This is a genomic window from Bradyrhizobium sp. 159 (assembly GCF_023073795.1).
Taxonomy (GTDB): domain Bacteria; phylum Pseudomonadota; class Alphaproteobacteria; order Rhizobiales; family Xanthobacteraceae; genus Bradyrhizobium.
Window position 1 is genome coordinate 108,653 of the sequence record NZ_JADPKE010000101.1, and the last position, 22,832, is coordinate 131,484.

The 22,832-nt window shown below is 63.5% G+C and carries 20 protein-coding genes, 1 tRNA gene and 1 pseudogene; 12 read left to right on the plus strand and 10 right to left on the minus strand.

The window, feature by feature from the left end:
* Positions 1 to 76: 76 nt before the first annotated feature.
* The 4 genes and pseudogenes from IVA96_RS31455 to IVA96_RS31470 all read right to left on the minus strand — a co-directional run bounded on the left by IVA96_RS31455 (position 77) and on the right by IVA96_RS31470 (position 3,197).
* Positions 77 to 670: a c-type cytochrome gene (locus IVA96_RS31455; RefSeq protein WP_247279982.1), complete on the minus strand. Its 594-nt coding sequence runs from the start codon at positions 668 to 670 to the stop codon at positions 77 to 79.
* A gap of 201 nt (positions 671 to 871) precedes the next feature.
* Complete coding sequence (locus IVA96_RS31460; RefSeq protein ID WP_247279981.1) at positions 872 to 2,146, minus strand: PQQ-dependent sugar dehydrogenase; 1,275 nt, start codon at positions 2,144 to 2,146, stop codon at positions 872 to 874.
* Positions 2,147 to 2,525: 379 nt separating this feature from the next.
* Positions 2,526 to 3,046, minus strand: a pseudogene (locus IVA96_RS31465) (hypothetical protein).
* A gap of 76 nt (positions 3,047 to 3,122) precedes the next feature.
* Positions 3,123 to 3,197: transfer RNA gene (locus IVA96_RS31470), tRNA-Gly, on the minus strand.
* Between the two features lie 272 nt (positions 3,198 to 3,469).
* On the opposite strand from IVA96_RS31470, the gene trxA reads away from it, so the two are divergent.
* Positions 3,470 to 4,393 carry a thioredoxin gene (gene trxA, locus IVA96_RS31475; RefSeq protein WP_247421354.1) on the plus strand — a complete coding sequence of 308 codons (924 nt, stop codon included), beginning with the start codon at positions 3,470 to 3,472 and terminating at the stop codon, positions 4,391 to 4,393.
* A 32-nt stretch (positions 4,394 to 4,425) separates the two neighbouring features.
* Positions 4,426 to 5,103, plus strand: a complete 678-nt coding sequence (locus tag IVA96_RS31480) for an LON peptidase substrate-binding domain-containing protein (protein ID WP_247279979.1) — start codon at positions 4,426 to 4,428, stop codon at positions 5,101 to 5,103.
* Positions 5,104 to 5,109: 6 nt separating this feature from the next.
* Here the strand turns inward: IVA96_RS31480 and IVA96_RS31485 are convergent, their stop codons facing one another.
* The 4 genes from IVA96_RS31485 to IVA96_RS31500 form a co-directional block, all read right to left on the minus strand.
* Complete coding sequence (locus tag IVA96_RS31485) at positions 5,110 to 7,617, minus strand: EAL domain-containing protein (RefSeq protein ID WP_247279978.1); 2,508 nt, start codon at positions 7,615 to 7,617, stop codon at positions 5,110 to 5,112.
* A gap of 202 nt (positions 7,618 to 7,819) precedes the next feature.
* Positions 7,820 to 8,413: a cytochrome b/b6 domain-containing protein gene (locus IVA96_RS31490; RefSeq protein WP_247279977.1), complete on the minus strand. Its 594-nt coding sequence runs from the start codon at positions 8,411 to 8,413 to the stop codon at positions 7,820 to 7,822.
* A 63-nt stretch (positions 8,414 to 8,476) separates the two neighbouring features.
* Entirely contained in the window at positions 8,477 to 8,755 is a 279-nt protein-coding gene (locus IVA96_RS31495; protein ID WP_247279976.1) for a PepSY domain-containing protein, read from the minus strand.
* Positions 8,756 to 8,961: 206 nt separating this feature from the next.
* On the minus strand, positions 8,962 to 9,312 hold the full coding sequence (locus IVA96_RS31500) for a hypothetical protein (RefSeq protein WP_247279975.1): 351 nt from the start codon (positions 9,310 to 9,312) through the stop codon (positions 8,962 to 8,964).
* Between the two features lie 109 nt (positions 9,313 to 9,421).
* Between IVA96_RS31500 and IVA96_RS31505 the strand changes: the two genes are divergently transcribed.
* Positions 9,422 to 9,952 carry a TetR/AcrR family transcriptional regulator gene (locus IVA96_RS31505; protein WP_247279974.1) on the plus strand — a complete coding sequence of 177 codons (531 nt, stop codon included), beginning with the start codon at positions 9,422 to 9,424 and terminating at the stop codon, positions 9,950 to 9,952.
* Positions 9,953 to 10,011: 59 nt separating this feature from the next.
* The gene (locus IVA96_RS31510) at positions 10,012 to 10,209 is read left to right on the plus strand and encodes a Trm112 family protein (RefSeq protein ID WP_007598651.1); all 198 of its coding nucleotides are present in this window, start codon (positions 10,012 to 10,014) and stop codon (positions 10,207 to 10,209) included.
* A gap of 246 nt (positions 10,210 to 10,455) precedes the next feature.
* On the opposite strand, the gene IVA96_RS31515 is transcribed toward IVA96_RS31510, so the two are convergent.
* A complete protein-coding gene (locus IVA96_RS31515; RefSeq protein WP_247279973.1) occupies positions 10,456 to 11,676 on the minus strand; it encodes a ubiquinone biosynthesis hydroxylase in 1,221 nt (406 codons plus the stop codon).
* 204 nt (positions 11,677 to 11,880) lie between these two features.
* Here IVA96_RS31515 and tesB point away from each other — a divergent pair, with 204 nt between their 5' ends.
* Entirely contained in the window at positions 11,881 to 12,744 is an 864-nt protein-coding gene (gene tesB, locus IVA96_RS31520; protein ID WP_247279972.1) for an acyl-CoA thioesterase II, read from the plus strand.
* Between the two features lie 4 nt (positions 12,745 to 12,748).
* Here the strand turns inward: tesB and IVA96_RS31525 are convergent, their stop codons facing one another.
* Positions 12,749 to 13,624 (minus strand): DUF4339 domain-containing protein, encoded by an 876-nt coding sequence (locus tag IVA96_RS31525; RefSeq protein WP_247279971.1) that lies wholly within the window; start codon positions 13,622 to 13,624, stop codon positions 12,749 to 12,751.
* A gap of 234 nt (positions 13,625 to 13,858) precedes the next feature.
* Here IVA96_RS31525 and IVA96_RS31530 point away from each other — a divergent pair, with 234 nt between their 5' ends.
* From IVA96_RS31530 to IVA96_RS31560, 7 genes are all read left to right on the plus strand, one after another.
* Entirely contained in the window at positions 13,859 to 14,197 is a 339-nt protein-coding gene (locus IVA96_RS31530) for a P-II family nitrogen regulator (protein ID WP_028176997.1), read from the plus strand.
* 133 nt (positions 14,198 to 14,330) lie between these two features.
* Positions 14,331 to 15,632, plus strand: a complete 1,302-nt coding sequence (locus IVA96_RS31535; RefSeq protein WP_247279970.1) for an ammonium transporter — start codon at positions 14,331 to 14,333, stop codon at positions 15,630 to 15,632.
* Positions 15,633 to 15,939: 307 nt separating this feature from the next.
* A complete protein-coding gene (locus tag IVA96_RS31540) occupies positions 15,940 to 16,278 on the plus strand; it encodes a P-II family nitrogen regulator (RefSeq protein ID WP_247279969.1) in 339 nt (112 codons plus the stop codon).
* Positions 16,279 to 16,316: 38 nt separating this feature from the next.
* Positions 16,317 to 17,765: an ammonium transporter gene (locus tag IVA96_RS31545; RefSeq protein ID WP_247279968.1), complete on the plus strand. Its 1,449-nt coding sequence runs from the start codon at positions 16,317 to 16,319 to the stop codon at positions 17,763 to 17,765.
* 437 nt (positions 17,766 to 18,202) lie between these two features.
* Positions 18,203 to 19,417, plus strand: coding sequence for an aminotransferase class I/II-fold pyridoxal phosphate-dependent enzyme (locus IVA96_RS31550; protein ID WP_247421358.1), 1,215 nt, complete (start codon positions 18,203 to 18,205; stop codon positions 19,415 to 19,417).
* 9 nt (positions 19,418 to 19,426) lie between these two features.
* Positions 19,427 to 21,907: a DNA translocase FtsK gene (locus IVA96_RS31555; protein ID WP_247421361.1), complete on the plus strand. Its 2,481-nt coding sequence runs from the start codon at positions 19,427 to 19,429 to the stop codon at positions 21,905 to 21,907.
* Between the two features lie 153 nt (positions 21,908 to 22,060).
* The gene (locus IVA96_RS31560; RefSeq protein ID WP_247280038.1) at positions 22,061 to 22,813 is read left to right on the plus strand and encodes an outer membrane lipoprotein carrier protein LolA; all 753 of its coding nucleotides are present in this window, start codon (positions 22,061 to 22,063) and stop codon (positions 22,811 to 22,813) included.
* Positions 22,814 to 22,832: the final 19 nt, after the last annotated feature.

The window sequence follows — 22,832 nt, forward strand, 5'->3', positions numbered from 1 at the left end:
TCTTCGCCAAACCACATCCTGTGGTTATCGGTCCCGTCGTCGGGACGACGGTGGAGTTTGGGGCAACAGCCTTGCGCTACTGCAAATGCGCCAGGTAGTGCGCGACTGCTGTAATCTCTTCCTCGCTCATGTGATAGGCGACATCGGCCATCGCGGCGACGCCGCCGCCGACGCGCTGCCCGGACTTGTAGTCGTGCAGCGCCTTCACGAGATATTCCTCGCGTTGGCCCGCGAGCCGCGCCACGGCCTTGGTGCCGGCATAGGTGTCCGTATGGCATGAGGCGCAGCGGCGGCCGGCTGCGACCTGGGCGCCTTTCTTCGACAAGTCCGGGTCCTCGTCTTCCGGTGCCTTCGGCGGCGCCAGCTGCGAAAAATAGGCGCCGAAATTGCGAATGTCTTCGTTGGTGATCTCTTCGACGATCGGCTGCATCTGATCGTTCTTGCGCGAGCCGGCGCGGAAGAACACCAGCTGCCATTGCAGGAATTGATCGGGTTGGCCGGCGAGCGAGGGGACGTTCTCGGTCTGCGAAATGCCGTTCTCGCCGTGGCAGCCGGCGCAGGCAGCCGTCTTCTCCTTGATCGCGGCATTATCGGCGGCCTGGGCCGAGACGAATGCAAGCACTGCGAGCGAAAGCGCGCCGATGACATACGGAAAAAACTGGCGGCGCATGATTAGCACTTCCGATCTGTCGAGTTCGTCATTGCGGGGCGGGGCGCGCCGCTTGGCGGGAGCCGGAATCCATAGCCCCCGTTCGTGGATATGGTTTCCGGACTTGCGCGCAAGTGGCGCGCAATCGGGAACGGCATCGAAGTTGAAAGCAAACGAGGCTGCGGCACCTCGCGACCACCGCAGCCTCTTATCGTCCGCGCGCTATTTCTTGCTGTAGCTGATGCGATAGATCGCGCCGGCCCAGTCGTCGGCCACAAGGATCGAGCCGTCCTTGGCAAGAAGGATGTCGTTGGGACGGCCGAGATAGCCCTGATCGCCCTCGAGCCAGCCGGAGGCGAAGATTTCCTGCTTGGGATTCTTGCCGTCAGGCCCGACGATCACGCGCACGATGCGTGCGCCCTGGTACTTGTGCCTATTCCAGGAGCCGTGCTCGGCGATCAGGATATTGTTCTTGTACTCGGCGGGGAATTGGTCGCCGGTATAGAATTTCATGCCGAGCGGAGCGACATGCGCGCCGAGATTCAGCACCGGCGGCGTGAACTCGGAGCATTTATGACCCATCGCGAACTTGTCATCAGGCAAATTACCCTGGTGGCAATAGGGATAACCGAAATGCTCACCGATCCTGTTGATCATGTTCAGCTTGTCTGAGGGCAGATCATCGCTGATCCAGTCGCGCGCGTTCTCGGTGAACCAGTATTTGCCGGTTCGCGGATCGACGTCCCCGCCGACCGAGTTGCGGACGCCGAGCGCCCAGATCTCGGCATTGCCGGTCTTGGGATCGACGCGCCGGATCTGCGAGACGCTGGTCGGCGGGATGCCGACATTGAAGGGCGGCCCGAACGGCAGGAAGAACCAGCCATCCTTGTCGACCGCGATATATTTCCAGCCATGCGCGGCATAGGACGGCATGTCGTCATAGACGACCTTGCCCTCGCCGAGATTGTCGAGCTTGGCTTCGGCGTCGTCATAGCGGATCAGCTTGTCGACGGCGATGACGTAGAGCGCGCCGTCCTTGAAGGCAAGACCGGTGGGCATGTTCAGGCCCTTGAGGACGGTCTTGACCTCCTTCTTTCCGTTGTTGTCCTTGATGGCATAGACGTTGCCGAGGCCGAACGAGCCGACGAACAGCGTGCCCTTGTCGCCCCAGGCCATCTGCCGCGCGGCCAGCACGCCGGAAGCATAGACCTCGATCTTGAAGCCCGGCGGCAGCTTGATCTTCTTGACGATGTTAGCGAGCTCGGTGTCGGAAGCGCCGGTCGGCGGACCCGATGGCGGCGCAAGGCCCTTCTGCGCCTCGGTCTCGTCGCCGAGGAACCAGTCATCCGGCGGATGGGTCCAGAACTCCTTGGTACCGGATTCGTATTTCTTCAGCGCCCGGTTCTTGTCCTGCTGTTGCGCATTGCCAGCGCTAGACCCTGCGAGAAGGGCAACGGCTGCAAGCGCCAACACGGATCGATGGAACATCGATGTCATCGCGTCACTCCCCAAAGGCAGCCGTCAGGGCTGCAATTTATTTTATTTTGCTAGTCGAGAGGCGAAGTTTGGAGTCTGCCGGGAGGCAGACGCAAAAAGCTAGCACATCTGCGAGCGCTGAGAAGGGCATCGCATGCACTGCGGTTGCACTCCGGAAAAATTGAGACGGAATGTCAATGAGGGGCGAACGGCGCGATGCCAACGCTCTCGCTGCAACGCGGAATCGATATCGCGCGTGACCATTTTCAGGCGGCGCGAGGGGCGGACATCCAAAAAATGCGAAAACAACCCCATGCACAGTAGATCGGCTCAGGCCAGCCTGCGCTCGGCGACACCGGACAGACAGTTGAAGCATCGAGCAAAATTGCGGTAAGCGCGCTTACGGGTCGACGGGGTAGAGCCCATCGTCGAACTCCGCCTCATGATAGCCTTTCGACCCGATCTCGCGTGCCAGCGCGCTGCGGAAATCGCGGCCATCATGCAGGCTGCGCAGCACATGCGCGAAGTCGAATTCAGGCCGCCAGCCCAGCTCGCGCCGCGCGCGTTCGTTGACATAAACGCGATCGATCGCGGGGAAGAGGCGCCAGCCGCGCGCCGCATAGAGCTGCACGCAATCCGGATAGAGCTCGCGCACGACACCGGCAGCATCGCGCGCGAGCGCCGCGAGATGGCGTTGCTCGAACGGGCTCGTGGCCGCTTGTGCAGCGTCGCAGTGTGAATCACCGCGGTGACGCCCGCCATCTGGCGCCGCACGAAGCCTGGGTCGGCGATCGATCCGACCGCGTCGGTGAAGGAAGATGGCTTCAGATCGACCCCGCGCGCAGGCAATCCGCGCCCCCGCAGCGTCCGGAGAATGGCCTCCCCAAGGTGGCCCGCGCTGCCGGTGACCAGAATCGTCATGTGAGACCCAATGCAGTCGCCGGCGGCGTGGAAAACCACGGCCCGGCCCGGTTCGGCTGGATGCTCTGGGAAAAATTGGAGCGGGCGAAGGGGCTCGAACCCTCGACCCCGACCTTGGCAAGGTCGTGCTCTACCACTGAGCTACACCCGCATCCTGTGTCGGTCGCGTGACGCGCCGGCAACGGCTGTCGTATGCCAAAAGCGGAAGGGGAATGCAACAGCTACAGGCGGCATAGATTCGCAGTCGGAGGCCCCATATGGACGCTGAATGCGACCAAATCGCCCGAAAGCGCCCCGGAACCGGCGAATCAAGGCACCTGGATTGAAATTCGGCCCATTCGGCCCAATTTAGGAGCCGACACCAAGCATATGCATCGGCGGCGTGTTAAAGAGCCGCCATTCCAGACATGACGAGGGGATCCCGTGACGATCATCGACCAGGGTAACGGAGCGGCGGGCCCGGCTGCCGCCGATCTGATCAAGGACACCACCACCCAGACTTTCGTGAAGGACGTCATCGAGGAATCGAAGCGCCAGCCGGTGCTGATCGATTTCTGGGCGGAGTGGTGTGGCCCCTGCAAGCAGCTCACCCCGATCCTGGAAAAGGCGGTCAAGGCGGCCAAGGGCAAGGTCAAGCTGGTCAAGATGAACATCGACCAGCACCCGGCGATTCCGGGGCAGATGGGCATCCAGTCGATTCCGGCGGTGATCGCCTTTGTCAACGGCCAGCCAGCCGACGGCTTCATGGGTGCGGTGCCCGAGAGCCAGCTCAATGCCTTCATCGAGCGGCTGACCAAGGGCGTCACCGCGCCGGGCGAGGTCAACGTCGCCGAGATCGTGCAGGAGGCCGAGGCCGTGCTCGCCGAGGGCGACACGGCTGCGGCCGCGCAGATCTATGCCGAGGCGCTCCAGCATGATTCGACCAACATCGCGGCGCTTGCGGGCCTTGCAAAGTGCTACGCCGTCTCCGGCGCGATGGAACAGGCCAAGCAGACGCTGGCCATGGTGCCGGAATCCAAGCGCAACGATCCCGCCGTGAAAGCCGTGCAGACCACGATCGACCTCGCCGAGCAGGCGGAAGCGCTGGGACCGGTGGCCGAGTTGGAACAGAAAGTCGCCGCAAACCCGCTCGATCATCAGGCCCGATTCGATCTCGCCACCGCGCTCAACGCGCAAGGCAATCGCGCGGCCGCCACCGAGCAGTTGCTCGAGATCATCAAGCGCGACCGCAAATGGAACGACGACGGCGCCCGCAAGCAGCTGGTGCAGTTCTTCGAGGCCTGGGGCGGCACGGATGATGCAACCGTCGAGGGACGCAAGCGTTTGTCGACGATCCTGTTTTCGTAGGGCGTGCTGGCAACGCCAGGGGGACCGGGCAGATGCCGATCAACATCGAATATCGCGGGCCCGCCGACCTTCCGGAGGTCATTCCGGTATTTCCGCTGCCGGGTGCGCTGCTGCTGCCGCGGGGCCAGATGCCGCTCAACATCTTCGAGCCGCGCTATCTCGCGATGGTCGACGATTCCTTCCGCGACGGCCATCGCCTGATCGGCATGATCCAGCCTGATGTGGCGCACTCGCCGAAGAATTCCGACAAGCCGGCGCTGTTCCGCGTCGGCTGCGTCGGCCGCATCACCCAGCTCGCTGAATCCGGTGATGGCCGCTACATCCTCGAGCTCACCGGCGTCTCGCGCTTCAAGGTGGTCGAGGAGCTCGACGTGCTGACCGCCTACCGGCAATGCAAGGTGGATTTCTTCGCCTTCGTCGACGATTTCACCGCGCGTATGGGCGAGGACCAGGTCGATCGCGAAGCCCTGCTGGCGGTGCTGGCGGACTTCCTGAAGGCTAACAACCTCAAGGTCGACTGGGAGGGCGTCGAGAGCGCGCCCAACGAGGCGCTGGTCAACGCGCTGGCGATGATGTCGCCCTACGGACCCGCGGAAAAGCAGGCCATGCTGGAGGCGCCTGACTTAAAGACCCGCGCCGAGATCCTGATCGCGGTCACCGAAATGGATCTCGCCAAGAAGCGCACCAGCGGCGATCCGCCGCTGCAGTGAGAACACCTACGCGGCACGGACAGCCGCTTCGGCTTCGGCCTTCCGCTGGGCCACCTCCGGGATCCTCGAGGCCTGCATTGGCGGGCTGAAATAGTAGCCCTGCGCCTCGACACAGCCTTGTTCGCGCAGGATGTCCAGTTGCTCGGCGGCTTCGACGCCTTCAGCGGTCGTCGTCTTGCCGAGGCTGACCGCGAACGCCACGACGGCACGGGCGATCCGATGCGCCTCTTCGCTTTTGCTGGACAGCTCGCTGACGAAGCTGCGGTCGATCTTGATCTTGTCGAATGGAAATTTCTGCAGAAAGCTCAGCGATGAATAGCCCGTGCCGAAATCGTCGAGGGCAATTCGCACGCCGAGCTCGCGCAGCTGCCCAAGCGCTGCGAACACCGCGTCGCTGTCGTGCATGATGACGGTTTCGGTGACCTCGAGCTCGAGCCGGTGCGGCGCAATCTCCGAGGTCGCCAGGGCGCCGACAATGATGGAGACGAGCTCCTTGCTCCTGAACTGAGCGGGAGAGAGATTGATTGCGATCATCAGATCGGAAGGCCACTTGGCTGCCTCAGTGCAGGCAGCTCTCAAGACCCATTCGCCCAGGGGCAGGATCAAGCCGGTTTCCTCCGCAAGCGGAATGAATTCGGCAGGCGAGACCAGACCGCGCTCCGGATGGTGCCACCGCAATAACGCCTCATAGCCGCAGGTTTGGCCGGTCTCCACACTCACAAATGGCTGGTAGTGGAGCTCGAATTCGCCCCGCGCAAGCGCTCTGCGCATGTCCTTTTCCAGGTTGCGGCGGACATGCATGAGCTGGTCCAGCTCCGGTTCGAAGAAGCGGAATGCGCCGCGTCCGCCACTCTTTGCCGCGTACAGAGCAAGGTCTGCGCTCTTGAGGATGACGTCGGAATCAGCCCCGTCGCGGGGCCCGATGGCGATCCCAATGCTGGCGCCCACGGTGACTTGATGATCGCCAAGGTCAAAGGGTTCGCAGAGCGCAGCCTTGATCGTCTCGGCGAACGAGGCCGCATCCACGACGGGATTTGTAACATAGTCCACGACGGCGAACTCATCGCCACCCAGTCGGGCAATCAAGGTGGTTTCCCGGCTGCACTCCCGCAAACGCGTCGCGGCCGCACGCAGCAGCGAGTCGCCCGCCGGATGTCCGAGCGTGTCATTGACCTCCTTGAAGCGGTCGAGATCGATCATGAGGACCGCCAGATGGCGAGCTCCATTGCGCGTCTCGGCGAAGGCCTGCTCCAAACGCGCTCTCAGCAGCACGCGATTTGGCAACTCCGTCAGCGCGTCGTGCTGCGCCATATAGGTAATCTTGGCTTCGGACCGGCGTTGCTCCGTGACATCGAGATGCGTTGCCACCCATCCGCCACCAGCCATCGGCTGTCTCGTCACGCAAATCAACCGGCCATCAGCGAATTCGTCGATTCGGCTCGAGACCGCATTGACTGGCAAAGCATCGAGCTTCGAGATCAGTTGCTCGGCGGCAATGTCGCTTGCGTCGCTTTTGAGTGTACCGCTGATGATGCGATGCCTGATGATGTCGCGGTGCGAGGTTCCCGCGCGCAGCAATTCCGGCGGCAGCCGATACAGATTGGCGTAACGCTCGTTGCAGATGACCAGCCTCTTCTCGGCATCGAACATGCAAAGGCCTTCGACCATGTGGTTGATGGCCGTGTCCAGCCTCAGCTTCTGTTCCTGTAGCTCCTGCTGCGAGTCTTCGAGCTGCTGCCGTGCGTCCGAAAGCTGGCTGATGATCCCTTCGAACTTCACGGTTCTGCTTGCCAGGCGACGATCGGCCACCACGCCGATCAGGCTCATGCCCAGCACGGAGAGTGCTACACCGGCGATAGCCAGCGCGAGCACGGCCGGAGAAAGCGATAGGACACCTGTCGCACGCATTGGGTCCGGCGTGATTTGCACGGCACCCATGGCCGTGAAGTGATGCGATACGATGGCAAGGGTCAGCAGGACCGCCGCCGCGAGCGTGCCGCGGTAGTTCTGGTACCTGATCGCCACAGCCAAGGCCGCATAGCCGAGGCACATGCCGAGAGTGATCGAGACGAGCACGAGGTCCGGCGACCAGGCGACGCGACCCGGCACTTCAAGGGCCCACATGCCGAGATAGTGCATGCTGGCAATGCCGCCGCCGATGATGACGCCGCCGGCCGCTGCGCGCCACCGGCCGGAATCGCCGAGCGCAACACTGAAGCCCCCCGACGTCAGCAGCATTGCCGTAGCCAGTGAGAGCGTCGTCAGCACGATTCCATAACCGGTCGGGACGCCAGGCTCATAGGCGAGCATCGCAACGAAATGGGTTGCCCAGATTCCGTATCCGATCGCAGCGCCAGCAATGGCGATCCAGATCAACCGTGATCTCGCGCGCGCAGCGATCGCGCGATGGAAGATACTGATCGCAACGATACTCGCGACGAAACAGACCAGGCCAGCCAGCAGGACCAACCGCCAATCATGCTCGACGGTAAGGCAGGAAAAAACGCGGAACATCCAATATCGCTCCATCGTCAATAGTGTCGATGGTGAACGGGCTAAACGTCGTTCGCGTTAATTTTGTGCAACGCCTGATTGCATGCTTACCGTGACGTTAATGCTTCCTGCGCAATTCGATTTTGCCGAGCATTGCGCATGCGTCACACCGCCATCGCGCCCAAGGAGAGCGAAGGAGACCTGCAAGGATCGGCAACAAGCCCTAGAGGCGATTGCGGATGCGCTTGCGTCCGGTGAACATCGCGCGGATCAGGTTCTCGCGCTGGAGCGTCCCCATCAGCACCACGCCGAGCACGTGCAGCACGACCAGGATGATGACGGCGTCCGATGAATAATGGTGGGTATCCTCGACCCACCAGACGCCGAAAAAAGTGACGGTCACCGACATCGCGCCCGTGATCGTCGACACCGCGAGCGAAGCCAGCAGCGCCACCAGCATCAAGGTGCCGGCAGGATTGAGTCCGATATAGCGGCCGGTGATGCCGCGGCGCAGGTTCCAGAGATAGCCGGGCGCCGCGCGAAGTCTGACCCCGACCATCCGGAAGCGCGAATAACGGCCTCCTATGAAGCCCCAGACCAGTCGGAAGCCAAGTAGGCCGATGACCGTATAGCCCACGATGCGGTGCAGGCCGTCATAGACGGTCGGCGTGAACCACGCGATCAGAACCGAGGTCGCGAGAAGCCAGTGCCAGAGCCGCAGCGGGAGGTCCCAGACCGCGACCGCCCGCGAAGCAGTTCGATCCGCGGGGGTCCCGTTGGACACCCCGCGCGCTTGTGGCATCGCTTCTGCCATCAATTCCGCTTCACTTTGCGCAAGTCATTTGGCGCGAGTCACTTGGCGCAGACTACTTCGCGCAAGTCATTTGGCAATCGTATGCTTCAGGCTGAGATCTTCGGGGCTGTAGAACAGCTCGTAGAGCTTGCCTTCCTTGACGCCGTACACCTCGTAGCACGAGCCTTCGATCTTGGAGCGCCGCACCTCGTAGCCCAGCGCCTTCGCCTTGGCTTCGGCCTCGCTGGCCGGCTTCCATGACGCCTTGTCGAGCTTGGTGCAGTCCTTGAAACCGTCGGCCATGACCGCCGATCCCGTACCAATCCCGATCGTCAGTGCAATGGCAACAACTCGAATGACCTTCACGAACGTCTCCTCCTCTGTCGTGTGCGCTGTGTGCTCAGCGCGAAGCGCAGCCGAAGGAAGCAAAGGCGAAGGTGAAGTCAATCCGGTTTGGGGTGACCAATCTTAGATTTGTTCTAATGGTCGCCAAAAGATCAGCGCTCTCCGCATGCAACGCGCATTTGAAGTGCGGCTGCGGCCTACGCCTCACGGGCCAAACGCGAGCGCCGCTAGTAGCCGGCAACCGCAAGCGCCACCACAGTGCCCATGCCGACCCAGCCAAAGTGGCGGCCGCGCGTCGCGAGGGCGTTGGCGAGTGCCGCGCAGCCGAACACGACGGCGAGTGTGACGACGATCCAGTGCCGGGCGAGGTTCGACTGCATCAAGGGTGCCGCGAGCAGCAGCACGCCGCCGCCGATCCAGGCCACCGTGCCGGCCTGCCACACCAAGCGGATCAGCGTACGAAGGCGCGGCGGCTCGATTGTGGCACGAGCGAACACCTTGGTCTCGCCGAGCATGCCGTGGATCAGCGCCAGCACGATCGCGGCAGCGCCGGAGCATTGCAGCAGGAGATCGCGCATGACGGAAACTCCGATCTATCCAGTGGCCATACAGGTGTGTATGGTATGGACCCGCGCACGGTGACCTGTCAATACACTCGTGTATGGTCCTGATCATCGGGAACTCGCCATGACCGAACAGCTCGCCGCCGACGACTGGATCAAACAGGGGCTGAAGGCGCTCGCCAGAAGCGGCTTCACGGCGCTGAAGGCCGATCCGCTCGCCAAGGCCATGGGCGTGTCGCGCGGCAGCTTTTATTGGCATTTTGCCGATCTCGGCGCCTTCCACGCGGCCTTGCTGAAGCGCTGGCGCGAGATCGCGGCCGAGCAGATCATCGCCGATGTCGAGGCTGGCAGTGACGAACCGCTGACGGCGCTGTTGCGAAGATCTTTCAGCGCGCGGCTCGACCTCGAGCGCGCCGTGCGCAACTGGGCGGCGTTCGATGCGGCCGCGCAAGGCGCAGTCCGTGCGATCGACCGCCGCAGGCTCGATTATATCGAGGCGCTGCTGAAGAAGCGGGGACTCGACCCGGCGATGGCGCAGGCGCGCTCGCAGATCCTGTACTGGAGCTTTCTCGGCTTCGCGTTATCGGGCACGCCCGTGCCGCAGGCGCGGCTCCAGGCCCTGCTCGACGAGCTCTTGCGGATGATGTCCGCTTAGGCCGCGATGGGCGGATGCGAATTTCTGTGCTAGAGGCAATCCGACTGCCGGAGACCATCATGAACGCGCCCACCGAACGCCCCGAAGCCAGCGTCGATCCGAAGCTGCTGGAGATTCTGGTTTGCCCGTTGACCAAGGGCCCGCTGGAGTTCGATTCTGCCAAGCAGGAGCTGATCTCGCGCAGCGCCAAGCTCGCTTACCCGATCCGCGACGGCATCCCGATCATGCTGCCGGAAGAGGCGCGCAAGATCGATTGAAGTCACGGCACGTATCCCGGCTGGAGCGCGATGGCTTCACCACATTCTTGATGTCGTCCCGGCCTAGCGCGCAATTGCGTGCGGGGGGCCAGGATCCATAACCACAAAGGGAGTTATGGCGCGAAGCTGGTAACTCCAAGCCCGCAAATCATTGCTGCGGCGTATAGTCCCGGATCTGCGCGCGCTCAGAGCGCGCTTGTCCGGACGATGAAGAGAGGGTGGGGCGAGCGCTCTTGAAACCTCCGCCTACAACGCTTCGCCCTTCAACAAACGCGGCACTTCACCGGTCAAGCCGGCGGCCTGTCGGATGAAGAGATTCTTAAGCGGCGGGGCGCGGTCGACGAGGCCGAGGCCGATATCGCGCAACGAGCGCAGGAGCGTCGATTGGTTGGAGAACAGGAAGTTCAGCGAGTTGGTGGCGACGCCCATCGCCATGGTGTCGAAGCGGCGCCAGCGCTGGTAACGTTCGAGCACATCGACGCTGCCGAGATCCATGCCGAGACGCGCGGCATCGACCACCACCTCGGCCAGCGCGGCGACATCCTTCAGTCCCATGTTGAGGCCTTGGCCCGCGATCGGATGGATGACATGAGCGGCGTCGCCGACCAGCGCCAGACGCTCGGCGATGAAGGAGCGCGCGACGAAATAGGACAGCGGGAACGCACGCGGCGTGTCGAGTGCCTTGACCTCGCCGAGATGCAGACCGAAGCGCTGCTCGAGCTCGCCGTGAAATTCCGCCTCGCTCAGCGCGATGATGCGTGCGGCTTCGCTGCGGCGCTCGGTCCACACCAGCGAGGAGCGTTTGCCGGATAGGGGCAAAATCGCGAACGGACCGGCCGGCAGAAAATGCTCCTCGGCGCGGCCCTCGTGATCGCGCTCGTGCCCGACGGTGACGACGATGCCGGACTGGTCATATTCCCAGCCATGGGTAGCGATGCCGGCGCGCTCGCGCAGCTTGGATCTGGCGCCATCCGCGGCGACCAGCAGGCTTGCGGCGATCACGCTGCCGTCGCCGAGCGTCACGTCGATGCCTTCGGAACGCGCGTCGTACGAGGCGACAATGGTGGCACGCAGATCGATGCCCTCGGCCTCCGCACGCACCACCAGTGCATCGATCAGGCGACGGTTTTCGACCATATGCGCGAAGGGCTCGCCCGGCGCGACATCGCCGGCGAAATTCAGGAACACCGGACGCGTCGCGTCCTCCAGCTTGGAATCGGTGACGACCATGTCGAGGATCGGCTGCGCCTCGCCCCTGACATCGTCCCAAGCGCCGATCGCCTCGAACAGCCGGCGGCAAGCCGCCACGATCGCAGTTGCGCGCGGATCGCGGCTTGGACGCATGCTGAGCGCGGGATCGGCGACGATGACGGGAATCTCGGGCCCGAGCCCCTGGCGCAGCGCCAGCGCCAGCGCCAGCCCTGCAAACGCGCCGCCGCCAATGACAATGCTCCCCTGTACCGACATACCCGACTTTCCCGGCCAATTCCTGGACTTGCTAGCAGACTTGAGGTGGGCGAAACAGTGCGGTGAAACAAGGGCGGAACGGCAATCGTTCCGTCAGCCGGAGCGCGCGCGAGCGCGAACCCGGAATCCGGAGGTTATCGGCTCGGGATTCCGGGGCATCGCTGTCGCGATGCCCGAAATGACGAGGCACTCGAAAGCAGCAGCATGTCCAAAGGCCTGATCGACCTCATTTCAATCCTCGACCTCGAACAGCTCGAGGTGAACCTGTTCCGCGGCAACAGCCCAAAAACGAGCTGGCAGCGGGTGTTCGGCGGCCAAGTGATCGGACAGGCGATGGTGGCGGCCTGCCGCACCGTCGAGGGCCGGCTGCCGCATTCGCTGCATTGCTATTTCATTCTGCCGGGCGACCCGCAGATCCCGATCATCTACCAGGTCGAGCGCCTGCGCGATGGCAAGAGCTACTCGACGCGCCGCGTCACCGCGATCCAGCACGGCAACGCGATCTTCTCGATCATGGTATCGTTCCACGCCGAGGAGGAGAGTGCGTTCGATCATCAGGACAAGATGCCCGACGTCCCGCCGCCGGAAAAGCTCACGGCGGAGGAGGTGGCGAAGCAGCCGATGTTCAAGGAGATGCCGGAGTTCATCCGCCGCTATTATGAATCCGATCGTCCGATCGAGTTGCGCCCGGTCGAGCTCGGCCGTTATTTCGGCCAGAAGATCGACGATGGCCGCATTCACGTCTGGATCAAGACGGCTGCGAAACTGCCCGACGATCCGGCACTGCACATGTGTGCGCTCGCCTATGCCTCGGACTTTTCGCTGCTGGATGCGATCATGGCGCGCTATGGCCGCACGCTGTTCGACAAGCGCATGATGCCAGCGAGTCTCGACCACGCGATGTGGTTTCACCGCCCATTCCGCGCCGACGAGTGGCTGCTCTACGCTCAGGATTCGCCGAGCGCACAAGGCGGCCGCGGCCTGACCCGCGGCTCGATCTTCAAGCCCGACGGCACGCTGGTGGCCTCCGTCGCGCAGGAAGGCTCGGTGCGCGAGCGGAGGGCGTGATAGCTTAGAGCGAGCCGCGCGGAGCGAGCTCGGTCTGCGATGCAAACCAGTTCATGATCCAGCGATACACCCACGGGATCGGGATGATGAAGCTGCACAGGATCACGGCCACGATTCCACGCCACAGAATGTCAAGGCCGCTGCCCTTGAAGACGATTTCGCGCCGCGTGCCTTCGACGCTGCGGCAGAACCAGCGCATCTGCGCGGCGGCGACCCAGGCCCAGCCGATGATGGTGATGATCGAGACCGCGAACAGCAGGCTCCAGCCGATATAGGCCCAGATCGAGCCGGTGAAGCTCAGGCCCAGCGGCTGCCCGTTGGAGGCGAGGTTCGCGACCATCCATTTGATCAGCAGCCAGTAGAGAACGATCTGGACGATGAACAGCAGGTTGCTCAAGATCTCGCTGCCGATGAAGGAGATGGCGATCGCCAGGACGATGAAGCCGAAAAACCAGGGCACCAGCGTCATCGCATTGCCGGTGAAGCTGAGGTTCGGACGCCCCGGGACGTTCACGCAGGACACGATCCATTGCGTGTACCAGACGAACACCCACGGCGCTGGCAGGACGAAGATCATTCCGATCAGCAAGACGATGCTGCGCCAGGTGAACTCGAGGATGCCGAAATCGACCGAAAGTGATCCTCCACCTGCGCCATCATAGCCGCCAGCGTGAGCATATCCGCCGGCCGGCATCATCGGCGGCGCGGCGCCGCCGCGGACCAGGCCAGGAATTTCGGCGGCCTTCTGCCAGCCGGCCATGCCCTCGGTCCACACCAGCGTGTCTGGGCGCACGATTCCTTGGGCGACGAGGTCGCGAAATTGCCCCTCCGGAAAGGGCCCCTGCTGCTTGCCCTCGGATGCGTAGAACCAACTCGCCATGTAGCCGTCCCCCTCGAACATACTTATGTACCGGCCGGGACGCCTGGGTTCACCGCATCCATGCCAAAAATGCATTGTGAAGGATGAACGGCTGCCCTGTACAGAGGCGGCCGTTCACATGTCCAAACGTTTTTCCGCTTCAACCTGCAACTTTTTTGTGCCATTTGCCCGGAAAGATGCCAGATTGACGCAGCGCCGAGGACATACGGCGCATCCCGGGGAATAGGCCTGACCATGAAACTCGTCGTCGCGATCATCAAACCCTTCAAGCTCGATGAGGTCCGCCAGGCCCTCACGGCGATCGGCGTGCACGGCATGACCGTGACCGAGGTGAAGGGCTATGGCCGCCAGAAGGGCCACACCGAGATCTATCGCGGCGCCGAATATGTCGTGAACTTCCTGCCCAAACTGCGCATCGAGATCGCGGTCGCATCCGACGTGGCCGACAAGGCGGTCAGCGTGATCACCGCGACCGCGCGCACCGGCCAGATCGGTGACGGCAAGATCTTCGTCACGCCGATCGACCACGCGCTGCGTATCCGCACCGGCGAAACCGACAGCGACGCGCTCTAGATTCTGGTTTGACGCGTTGTCTTGGGGCGAGCCGGAATCCGCTTCGCTCAAAAACGCGCTGATATGTCTTCGTCGATCGCACCGGGCAACGACGCCACAGTGTGCGACGTCATCACCATGCTGGGGGAACGACATGGCGGGATTGTTGCGCCGCGCAGCTTGTTTGGCTGTGCCGATCGGACTTTTGTCGATCATTGCCTCGCCGGCGCACGCCGCGGGCTCCGAGATCAACACCGCCGACACCGCTTGGATGATCGTCGCCACCGCGCTGGTGCTGATGATGACGATCCCGGGACTTGCGCTGTTCTACTCCGGCATGGTGCGGAAGAAGAACGTGCTTGCCACCATGGCGCAGAGCCTCGCCGCAGTGACGCTGATCTCGATTCTCTGGGTCGCGTTCGGCTACTCGCTGTGCTTCGTCGGCGACGGCCCCTGGATGGGCACGCTCGACCGCTGGTTCCTTGCGGGCATGACCATGGACAGCATCAATCCGGCGGCCAAGACGATCCCGGAATCGCTGTTCATGCTCTACCAGATGACGTTTGCGATCATCACGGTGGCGCTGGTCGCGGGCTCGGTCGCCGATCGCATGCGGTTCTCCGCCTATCTCTTGTTCTCCGTCGCTTGGTTCATGTTCGTCTACATTCCGCTGGCGCATTGGGTGTGGGGCGGCGGCTTCCTCGCCAGTATGGGCGTGTTGGATTTCGCCGGCGGCCTCGTGGTGCATCTGTCGGCCGGCACCGGCGGCCTCGTCGCCGCGATGGTAATGGGGCGCCGTCACGGCTATGGCACCGAGAATCTTTCGCCATTCGATCTCTCGCTCGCGGTGATGGGCACCGGCCTGTTGTGGGTCGGCTGGTTCGGCTTCAACGGCGGCTCGGCGGGCGCGGCCAATTCGCGCGCGGTGATGGCGATCATCGCAACGCATCTCGCCGCCTGCGCCGGCGCCCTGACCTGGGGCGCGATCGAATGGTCGACGCGGCGCAAGCCTTCGGTGCTCGGCATGATCTCCGGCGCGGTCGCGGGGCTCGGCACCATCACGCCGGCCTCCGGATTCGTGGCGCCCTGGCACGGCATTGTCATCGGCATCATCGCCGGTGCGGTTTGCTATTGGGCCTGCACCTGGCTGAAGCACCGCTTCAACTATGACGATTCGCTCGACGTGTTCGGCGTCCATGGCATCGGCGGCCTGACCGGCACCCTGCTTGGCGGCGTGTTCGCAACCAGCGCCATTGGCGGCGCCGCCGGCCTGATCGAGGGCCACCCCCAGCAATTGTTGATCCAGTTCTATGGCGTCGCCGTCACCTTCGTCTGGTCGGCAGGCGTGAGCTTCATCCTGCTCAAGCTGGTCGGCCTGTTCGTGCCGTTGCGCGTATCCCATGAGCACGAACTCGAAGGCCTGGACATTTCGCAGCACGGCGAGGCCCTGCAATAAGCCTTACGCTACGAAATTACCTTCCCGTTGCCCGAGGCATGAGCAACATTGTGTCGACAGCCTGTCCTGCCCGCCTTTTGGGCAGTCGTGACCACGTTTTGAGCGCGACGTAATAGCGCACTGCGCAGCAGCACGCGCCAAGCGCGAAAACACCCGTTTTCATAATCTATTAGGCAACGCGCCTGATCTGGCACGGCATTTGATTCTAGGGTCCCGGCTGTGCCCGCGTAGTGAACTTCTCCCTCGTGGCGAACCAGTCGAGAACGCCCGGCCATGTCCGGACCGGGCCAAAGCGGGGATAGGACCCATGAAAATTGTTATGGCGATTATCAAGCCATTCAAGCTGGAAGAAGTCCGTGACGCCCTGACCGCCATCGGCGTTCACGGTCTCACGGTGACGGAAGTCAAGGGATATGGCCGCCAGAAGGGCCATACGGAAATCTACCGCGGCGCCGAATATGCCGTGAGCTTCCTGCCCAAGATTAAGATCGAGGTCGCTATCGCCTCCGACCAGGTCGACAAAACCGTCGACGCCATCACGTCTGCCGCGAAAACCGGCCAGATCGGCGACGGCAAGATCTTCGTCATCAACCTCGACCATGCGGTGCGCATCCGCACCGGCGAGGCCGACGCCGCGGCCCTTTGATTTCGCGCTCAACCTTTATCCAATCAGGAGTGAATAAAATGACGTTTAAGCGTCCCTATGGCGCGGGACTGGCGGCTCTCGCAGTCGGCCTGTTCGCTGCGACCGCAGCCTATGCCGAGCCAACGGTCAACAAGGGAGACAACGCCTGGATGCTGACATCGACAGTGCTTGTGCTGTTGATGACGATCCCCGGCCTCGCGCTGTTCTACGGCGGCCTCGTCCGTTCCAAGAACATGCTCTCGGTTCTGATGCAGGTGTTCTACACCGTCTGCGTCGTCACCGTGATCTGGGCCGTCTACGGCTACAGCCTCACCTTCACCGGAGGCTCCGACTTCATCGGCGGCTTCTCCAAGGCCTTCATGATGGGCGTGACCACCGATACCAAGGCCGCAACCTTCTCGGTCGACGCCAACATCTCGGAGCTCATCTATGTCTGCTTCCAGATGACCTTCGCGGCGATCACGCCCGCCCTCATCGTCGGCGCCTTCGCCGAGCGCATGAAGTTCGCGGCGATCGCGCTCTTCATCCCGCTTTGGGTCACGCTGATCTACTTCCCGATCGCGCACATGGTCTGGTACTGGCCCGGCCCGGACATGATTCAGGATGCGGCCAAGGCCCTCGCAGCGGCGGGTGACGCGGCAGCCAAGACCGCGGCGCAGGCCAAGCTCGACGAGATCAATGCCGACGCCGGCTGGATCTTCAAGAAGGGCGCGATCGACTTCGCGGGCGGCACCGTGGTGCACATCAACGCCGGCATCGCAGGTCTCGTCGGCGCTCTGCTGATCGGCAAGCGCGTCGGCTACGGCAAGGAGCTGATGGCTCCGCACTCGCTGACCATGTCGATGATCGGTGCCTCGCTGCTCTGGGTCGGCTGGTTCGGCTTCAACGCCGGGTCCAACCTCGAGGCCAACGGCGGCGCTGCGCTCGCCATGACCAACTCCTTCGTCGCCACCGCAGCCGCCGCGCTGTCGTGGATGTTCGCGGAGTGGATCATCAAGGGTCATCCCTCGGTGCTCGGCGTCATCTCCGGCGCTGTCGCGGGCCTCGTGGCGGTCACGCCTGCGGCCGGTTACTCCGGCGTGATGGGTGCGATCGTTCTCGGCCTTGTGGTCGGCGTGGTCTGCCTGTTCTTCTGCACCGCCGTGAAGAACGCGCTGGGCTATGACGACTCGCTCGACGTGTTCGGCGTGCACTGCGTCGGCGGCATCGTCGGCGCGATCGGCACCGGCATCCTCGTCAACCCCGCGTTGGGTGGTGCCGGCATCATGGACTATACCGCGATCCCGCCGAAGGCTGCCGATTATGACTTCGCAACGCAGATGATCGCCCAGCTCTGGGGCGTCGGCACGACGCTGGTGTGGTCGGGCATCGGTTCGGCGATCCTCTATAAGGTCGTCGACGTGATCGTTGGTCTCCGCACCAATGTCGAGAGCGAACGTGAAGGCCTCGATATCACCGAGCACACCGAGCGCGCCTACAACATGTAACTCTCCTCCCGGTCGCGATCTCCTTGGGGACCGCGACCAGACCTACGGTTCGGGCACATACCCGGCAATGCCCTGACCGTTGAGGGGCTCCAGCGCAAGCTGGAGCCCCTTTCTTTCGATCGGGGTGCCGAAGAAAAGATTGCCGTTGCGCGACTGTCACGAAGCTCCTCTTGGCCGGGCTTGTCCCGGCTATGACGTCGCCGAAACATCGACGTTCCCGGGAAGAGCACGATCAAGCGCCGCCAGCGACGAGAAGCGTGGACCTCGACAAAAGCGCCATGGATCCCGCCGTCATCCCGCCTCAATATTCCCGCTCTGGACGGAGGCGGCGACCGATGGTTAATCGCGTCTTAACCTCGCCCTATCTATGGTGAACTGAACCGCTTCCCGCCGGTGCCTTCGCGCGACCGGCTGTTCCAAGAGTGCTGGCGCCCAGAATGGCTATGACCGCTTCATCCCGTGCGCCGCAGACCGGTGGAAGCTCCGAGACCGAACGCTCGCCCTTCGTCCGGCTGAACGAGCTCTTGGCCCCGCATCAGCCGGGTAAGCCCTTGATCACGCTTGCGGTCGGGGAACCCCAGCATCCGGTGCCTGATTTCGTCGGCCCAGTGCTGGCCAAGCACATCGCCGATTTCGGCCGATACCCCATGAACAAGGGCACCGACCCGTTCCGCAAAGCCGCCGGCGCCTGGCTGTCGTCGCGTTTCAACCTGCCCCGGGCGCTCGACCCCGAGAGCGAGATTCTCGTCCTCAACGGCAGCCGCGAGGGGCTGTTCCTCGCCGCGATCGCAGCCGCGCGCTATGTCGGCCCGCGCCCGGGCAAGCCCGCCGTCCTGATGCCGAACCCGTTCTATCCGGTCTATGGCGCCGGCGCCCTCGCAGCAGCTTGCGAGCCAGTCTATCTGCCGACCACCGTCGACAACGGCTTCCTGCCCGATCTCGATGCCATCGATGAGGCGACGCTGGCGCGCACGGTGGCGTTCTATCTCGCCTCGCCCGCCAACCCGCAGGGCTCGGTCGCCACACCCGATTATTTCAAGCGGTTGAAGCAACTCGCCGATCGCCACGGCTTCGTGATTCTCAGCGACGAGTGCTATTCGGAAATCTACACCCGCCAGGCACCGGGCAGCGCGCTCGAATGCGCCGGCCCCGATTTCACCCGCGTGGTCGCGTTCCAGTCGCTCTCGAAGCGCTCCAACCTTCCGGGCCTGCGCGTCGGTTTTGCCGCCGGTGACAAGAAGTTCATCGGCATGTTCCTGGAGCTGCGCAACATCGCGGCGCCGCAAGTGCCGGTGCCGCTCCAGCATGTCGCGACCGTTGCTTACGGCGACGAAACGCATGTCGAGGAGAACCGCAGGCTCTACCGGATCAAGTTCGATCTCGCCGACCAGATCATCGGCAATCGTTACGGCTACCGCCGGCCCGATGCCGGCTTCTGCGTCTGGCTCGACACGTCCGCGATCGGCGACGACGTGTCCGTGACGCTGAGACTCTTCAAGGAAGCAGGCGTGCGCGTGGTGCCCGGCAGCTATCTGGCGCGGCTCCAGCCCGACGGCTTCAATCCCGGCGCAGGCTACATTCGCCTCGCGCTGGTGCAGGATGGCGAGACCACGGCGCAGGCGCTGCACCGCCTGGTCGAGACTCTGGGTTAGGCGGGGCCCATGAGCATGTCGGCAATCGAACGTGTCATTCCACTGGTCGGCCATCTGCCGCCCTCGATCCGCGAGGGGTTGGCGCGGCGCCTGCGCGAGCTCACCGGCCTCGGCCTGGTCGCGCTGTCCGGCGTCGCGTCGGCGGCGCTGATGACCTGGTCGGTGCAGGATCCCAGCCTCAGCCACGCCACCTCACGGCCGATCCGCAACATCCTCGGCTATGCCGGCGCGATCGGCGCCGATCTTGCAATGCAGATTCTCGGGCTCGGCGCGATCATGCTGGTCCTGACCGTCGCGGTCTGGGGCTGGCGCATGATGACGCATCGGCCATTCGACCGCGAAGCGCTGCGGCTCGGCTCCTGGATTCTCTGCACGGTGATCGCGGCGGGCTTCGTCAGCTGCTGGCCGCATGGCGGCGCCTGGCCGCTGCCGACCGGCCTTGGCGGCGTGGTCGGCGATGCCCTGGTACGCGCACCCGCAGTGATCTTTGGGCCGGCCGGCACGATCTACCGCATCTTGCTCGGCACGATCCTGTTCGCCGCGATGACGGCGACCTTCCTGATCGCCTGTGGTCTCGGCGCGCGCGAGCATGACGACGAGTTCGCGGATATCGAAAACGACGACAAACCGCTCGACGCAGACGAGGAGAGCGATCGCGGCTCGGTGTCGCTGGGCTGGCTGTTCCACGCCTTGATGAGCACCAAGGCGCGACTGATCTGGCTGCTCGGCGCCGCTTACCGCTCGCTGGTCTCGAGCGGGCCGAAGACCAAGCCCGTTGCGTTCAGTCGTCAGGAGCCCAATCTCGGCGGCGGCCGCGGCGCGCCCTCGATCACACCGCAGTCCGAGGACGAGGACCACGCGGACGAGTACGAAGAAGAGGAAGAGGAAGACGAGGAGGAAGAGGAGGAGCCCGCCGCGCGCGCCCCGCGCAAGAAGGCTGCTCCGAAAACTCCTGCCAAGAAATCCTCCGACAAGTTCGATCTTCCGTCCGTCTCCATGCTCGCCGCGCCAAAGGCCGGCGACCGCCAGCCGCTCAGCAAGGCCGAGCTTGAAACCAATTCCCGCTCCCTCGAAGGCGTGCTCCAGGATTTCGGCGTGCGCGGCGAGATCGTGAAGGCCAATCCGGGTCCCGTCGTCACGCTGTACGAGCTGGAGCCGGCGCCCGGCATCAAGTCGTCGCGCGTGATCGGGCTTGCCGACGACATCGCGCGCTCGATGAGCGCGCTATCCGCCCGCGTCGCGGTCGTGCCCGGCCGTAACGCGATCGGCATCGAGCTGCCGAACGCGCACCGGGAAAAAGTCTATCTGCGCGAACTGCTGGTGGCGAAAGAGGCGACCGACACGGTTGCAAAGCTGCCGCTCTGCCTCGGCAAGACCATCGGCGGCGATCCCGTCATCATCGACCTAGCGCGCACGCCGCACATGCTGATCGCCGGTACCACCGGCTCCGGCAAATCGGTCGCCATCAACACCATGATCCTCAGCCTGGTCTATAGGCTGCGCCCCGACCAGTGCCGGCTGATCATGGTCGATCCGAAGATGCTCGAACTCTCCGTCTATGACGGCATCCCCCATCTGCTCACGCCGGTTGTGACCGATCCGAAGAAGGCGGTGGTTGCGCTGAAATGGGCCGTGCGCGAGATGGAAGAGCGCTACAAGAACATGGCCAAGCTCGGTGTGCGCAACATCGATGGCTACAACACGCGCCTGCTCGAATTGAAGGCCAAGGGCGAGGAGCCGACGCGCACGGTGCATACCGGCTTCGACAAGGAGACCGGCAAGGCGATCTACGAGGAAGAGAAGCTCTCGCTCGACCCGCTGCCCTACATCGTCATCATCGTCGACGAAATGGCCGACCTGATGATGGTCGCCGGCAAGGACATCGAAGGCGCGGTGCAGCGTCTGGCGCAGATGGCGCGCGCCGCCGGCTTGCACGTGATCCTCGCCACGCAGCGTCCGTCGGTCGACGTCATCACCGGCACCATCAAGGCGAACTTCCCGACCCGCATCGCTTTCCAGGTGACGTCCAAGATCGACAGCCGCACCATCCTCGGCGAGATGGGCGCCGAGCAGCTGCTCGGCCAGGGCGACATGCTCTACATGGCCGGCGGCGGCCGCATCAGCCGCGTGCACGGACCTTTTGCCTCCGACGAGGAGGTCGAGAAGGTGGTGCGTCACCTCAAGACGCAGGGCCAGCCCGAATATCTCGAAGCGGTCACGGCCGAAGAGCCCACCGAGGACGAGGATGGCGCGGTGTTCGACGCCACGGGCATGGGTGCCGACGGCGGCGGCGATTTATTTGCGCAGGCCGTTGCCATCGTCAAACGTGACCGCAAGGCCTCGACCAGCTACATCCAGCGCCGCCTGCAAATCGGCTATAACCGCGCTGCATCGCTGATGGAGCGCATGGAACTGGAAGGCATCGTCGGGCCCGCCAACCATGCCGGCAAGCGTGAGATTCTGGTCGAGGAAGAAGACAGCCATATGTGAGGCAAGGGACCTCGAGACATCATTTCACGCAGAATCGATATCTGCTTTTGGCCGAAATCACGCTAAGAAGGCGCCCAGCCACGTTAGGACGACGCGTTGATCAGACATACGGACATTCGATTCGCTGCCACCATCGCTGCGCGTAGCGCGCGGGTGGCCGGCGTGCTTCTGGTGACCGCCGCGATGGTGACCGCAGCGTCGCTGGCGCAGACTGTGCCTGTGCCCAAGCCCGCGCCGAAGGGACGTGACGGCGGCGCCGCGGGCGGGCCAGCTATCACCGGTGCGACGCAGACGCCACCGAATCCGGTCATCCCGGATCCGCGCCGCAACGTGCCGAGCAGCATCTTCCAGACCTTCGACGCCAACCAGAAGGCACAGGCCGCCAAGGTCAGCGCCTATCTGTCCTCGCTTCAGACGCTGGTCGGGAATTTCGTTCAGGTCGGCCCCGACGGCAGCAAGACGCAGGGCGATTTCTACATCCAGAAGCCGGGCAAGGTCCGCTTCGAATATGATGCGCCGAGCCCGATCGACATCGTCGCCGACGGATCGTCGCTGGTGGTGCGTGATCGCAAGCTCGCAACCCAGGACGTGTATCCGCTGTCGCAGACGCCGCTGCGTTTCCTGCTGTCCGATCGCATCGACCTGATGAGAGACACCAACGTCGTCAACGTATCGGCTGACGACGTCTTCATTAGCGTTACCATCGAGGAGAAGCAGGCGCTGGTCGGCACCAGCCGTCTCCTCTTGATGTTTGGCGCCAAGGACGGTCAGTTGAAGCAGTGGACCGTCACCGATCCGCAGGGCTACGACACCACGATCGCGGTCTACAATCTGGATTCGAGCAAGAAGCTCGATCCCAACATGTTCAAGATCGATTTCACCAATTACGGCCCATCGCCAGGTTGAACGTTCTATCGCCGTAGGG

Coding starts and splice junctions, on each gene's coding strand:
- IVA96_RS31550 (WP_247421358.1), top strand. CDS start 18,203: ATGGCTATGACCGCTTCATCCCGTGCGCCGCAGACCGGTGGAAGCTCC.
- IVA96_RS31525 (WP_247279971.1), bottom strand. CDS start 13,624: ATGGCGAGTTGGTTCTACGCATCCGAGGGCAAGCAGCAGGGGCCCTTT.
- IVA96_RS31555 (WP_247421361.1), top strand. CDS start 19,427: ATGAGCATGTCGGCAATCGAACGTGTCATTCCACTGGTCGGCCATCTG.
- IVA96_RS31530 (WP_028176997.1), top strand. CDS start 13,859: ATGAAACTCGTCGTCGCGATCATCAAACCCTTCAAGCTCGATGAGGTC.
- IVA96_RS31540 (WP_247279969.1), top strand. CDS start 15,940: ATGAAAATTGTTATGGCGATTATCAAGCCATTCAAGCTGGAAGAAGTC.
- IVA96_RS31455 (WP_247279982.1), bottom strand. CDS start 670: ATGCGCCGCCAGTTTTTTCCGTATGTCATCGGCGCGCTTTCGCTCGCA.
- IVA96_RS31535 (WP_247279970.1), top strand. CDS start 14,331: ATGGCGGGATTGTTGCGCCGCGCAGCTTGTTTGGCTGTGCCGATCGGA.
- IVA96_RS31480 (WP_247279979.1), top strand. CDS start 4,426: ATGCCGATCAACATCGAATATCGCGGGCCCGCCGACCTTCCGGAGGTC.
- IVA96_RS31515 (WP_247279973.1), bottom strand. CDS start 11,676: ATGTCGGTACAGGGGAGCATTGTCATTGGCGGCGGCGCGTTTGCAGGG.
- tesB (WP_247279972.1), top strand. CDS start 11,881: ATGTCCAAAGGCCTGATCGACCTCATTTCAATCCTCGACCTCGAACAG.
- IVA96_RS31545 (WP_247279968.1), top strand. CDS start 16,317: ATGACGTTTAAGCGTCCCTATGGCGCGGGACTGGCGGCTCTCGCAGTC.
- IVA96_RS31505 (WP_247279974.1), top strand. CDS start 9,422: ATGACCGAACAGCTCGCCGCCGACGACTGGATCAAACAGGGGCTGAAG.
- IVA96_RS31510 (WP_007598651.1), top strand. CDS start 10,012: ATGAACGCGCCCACCGAACGCCCCGAAGCCAGCGTCGATCCGAAGCTG.
- IVA96_RS31460 (WP_247279981.1), bottom strand. CDS start 2,146: ATGACATCGATGTTCCATCGATCCGTGTTGGCGCTTGCAGCCGTTGCC.
- IVA96_RS31500 (WP_247279975.1), bottom strand. CDS start 9,312: ATGCGCGATCTCCTGCTGCAATGCTCCGGCGCTGCCGCGATCGTGCTG.
- IVA96_RS31485 (WP_247279978.1), bottom strand. CDS start 7,617: ATGTTCCGCGTTTTTTCCTGCCTTACCGTCGAGCATGATTGGCGGTTG.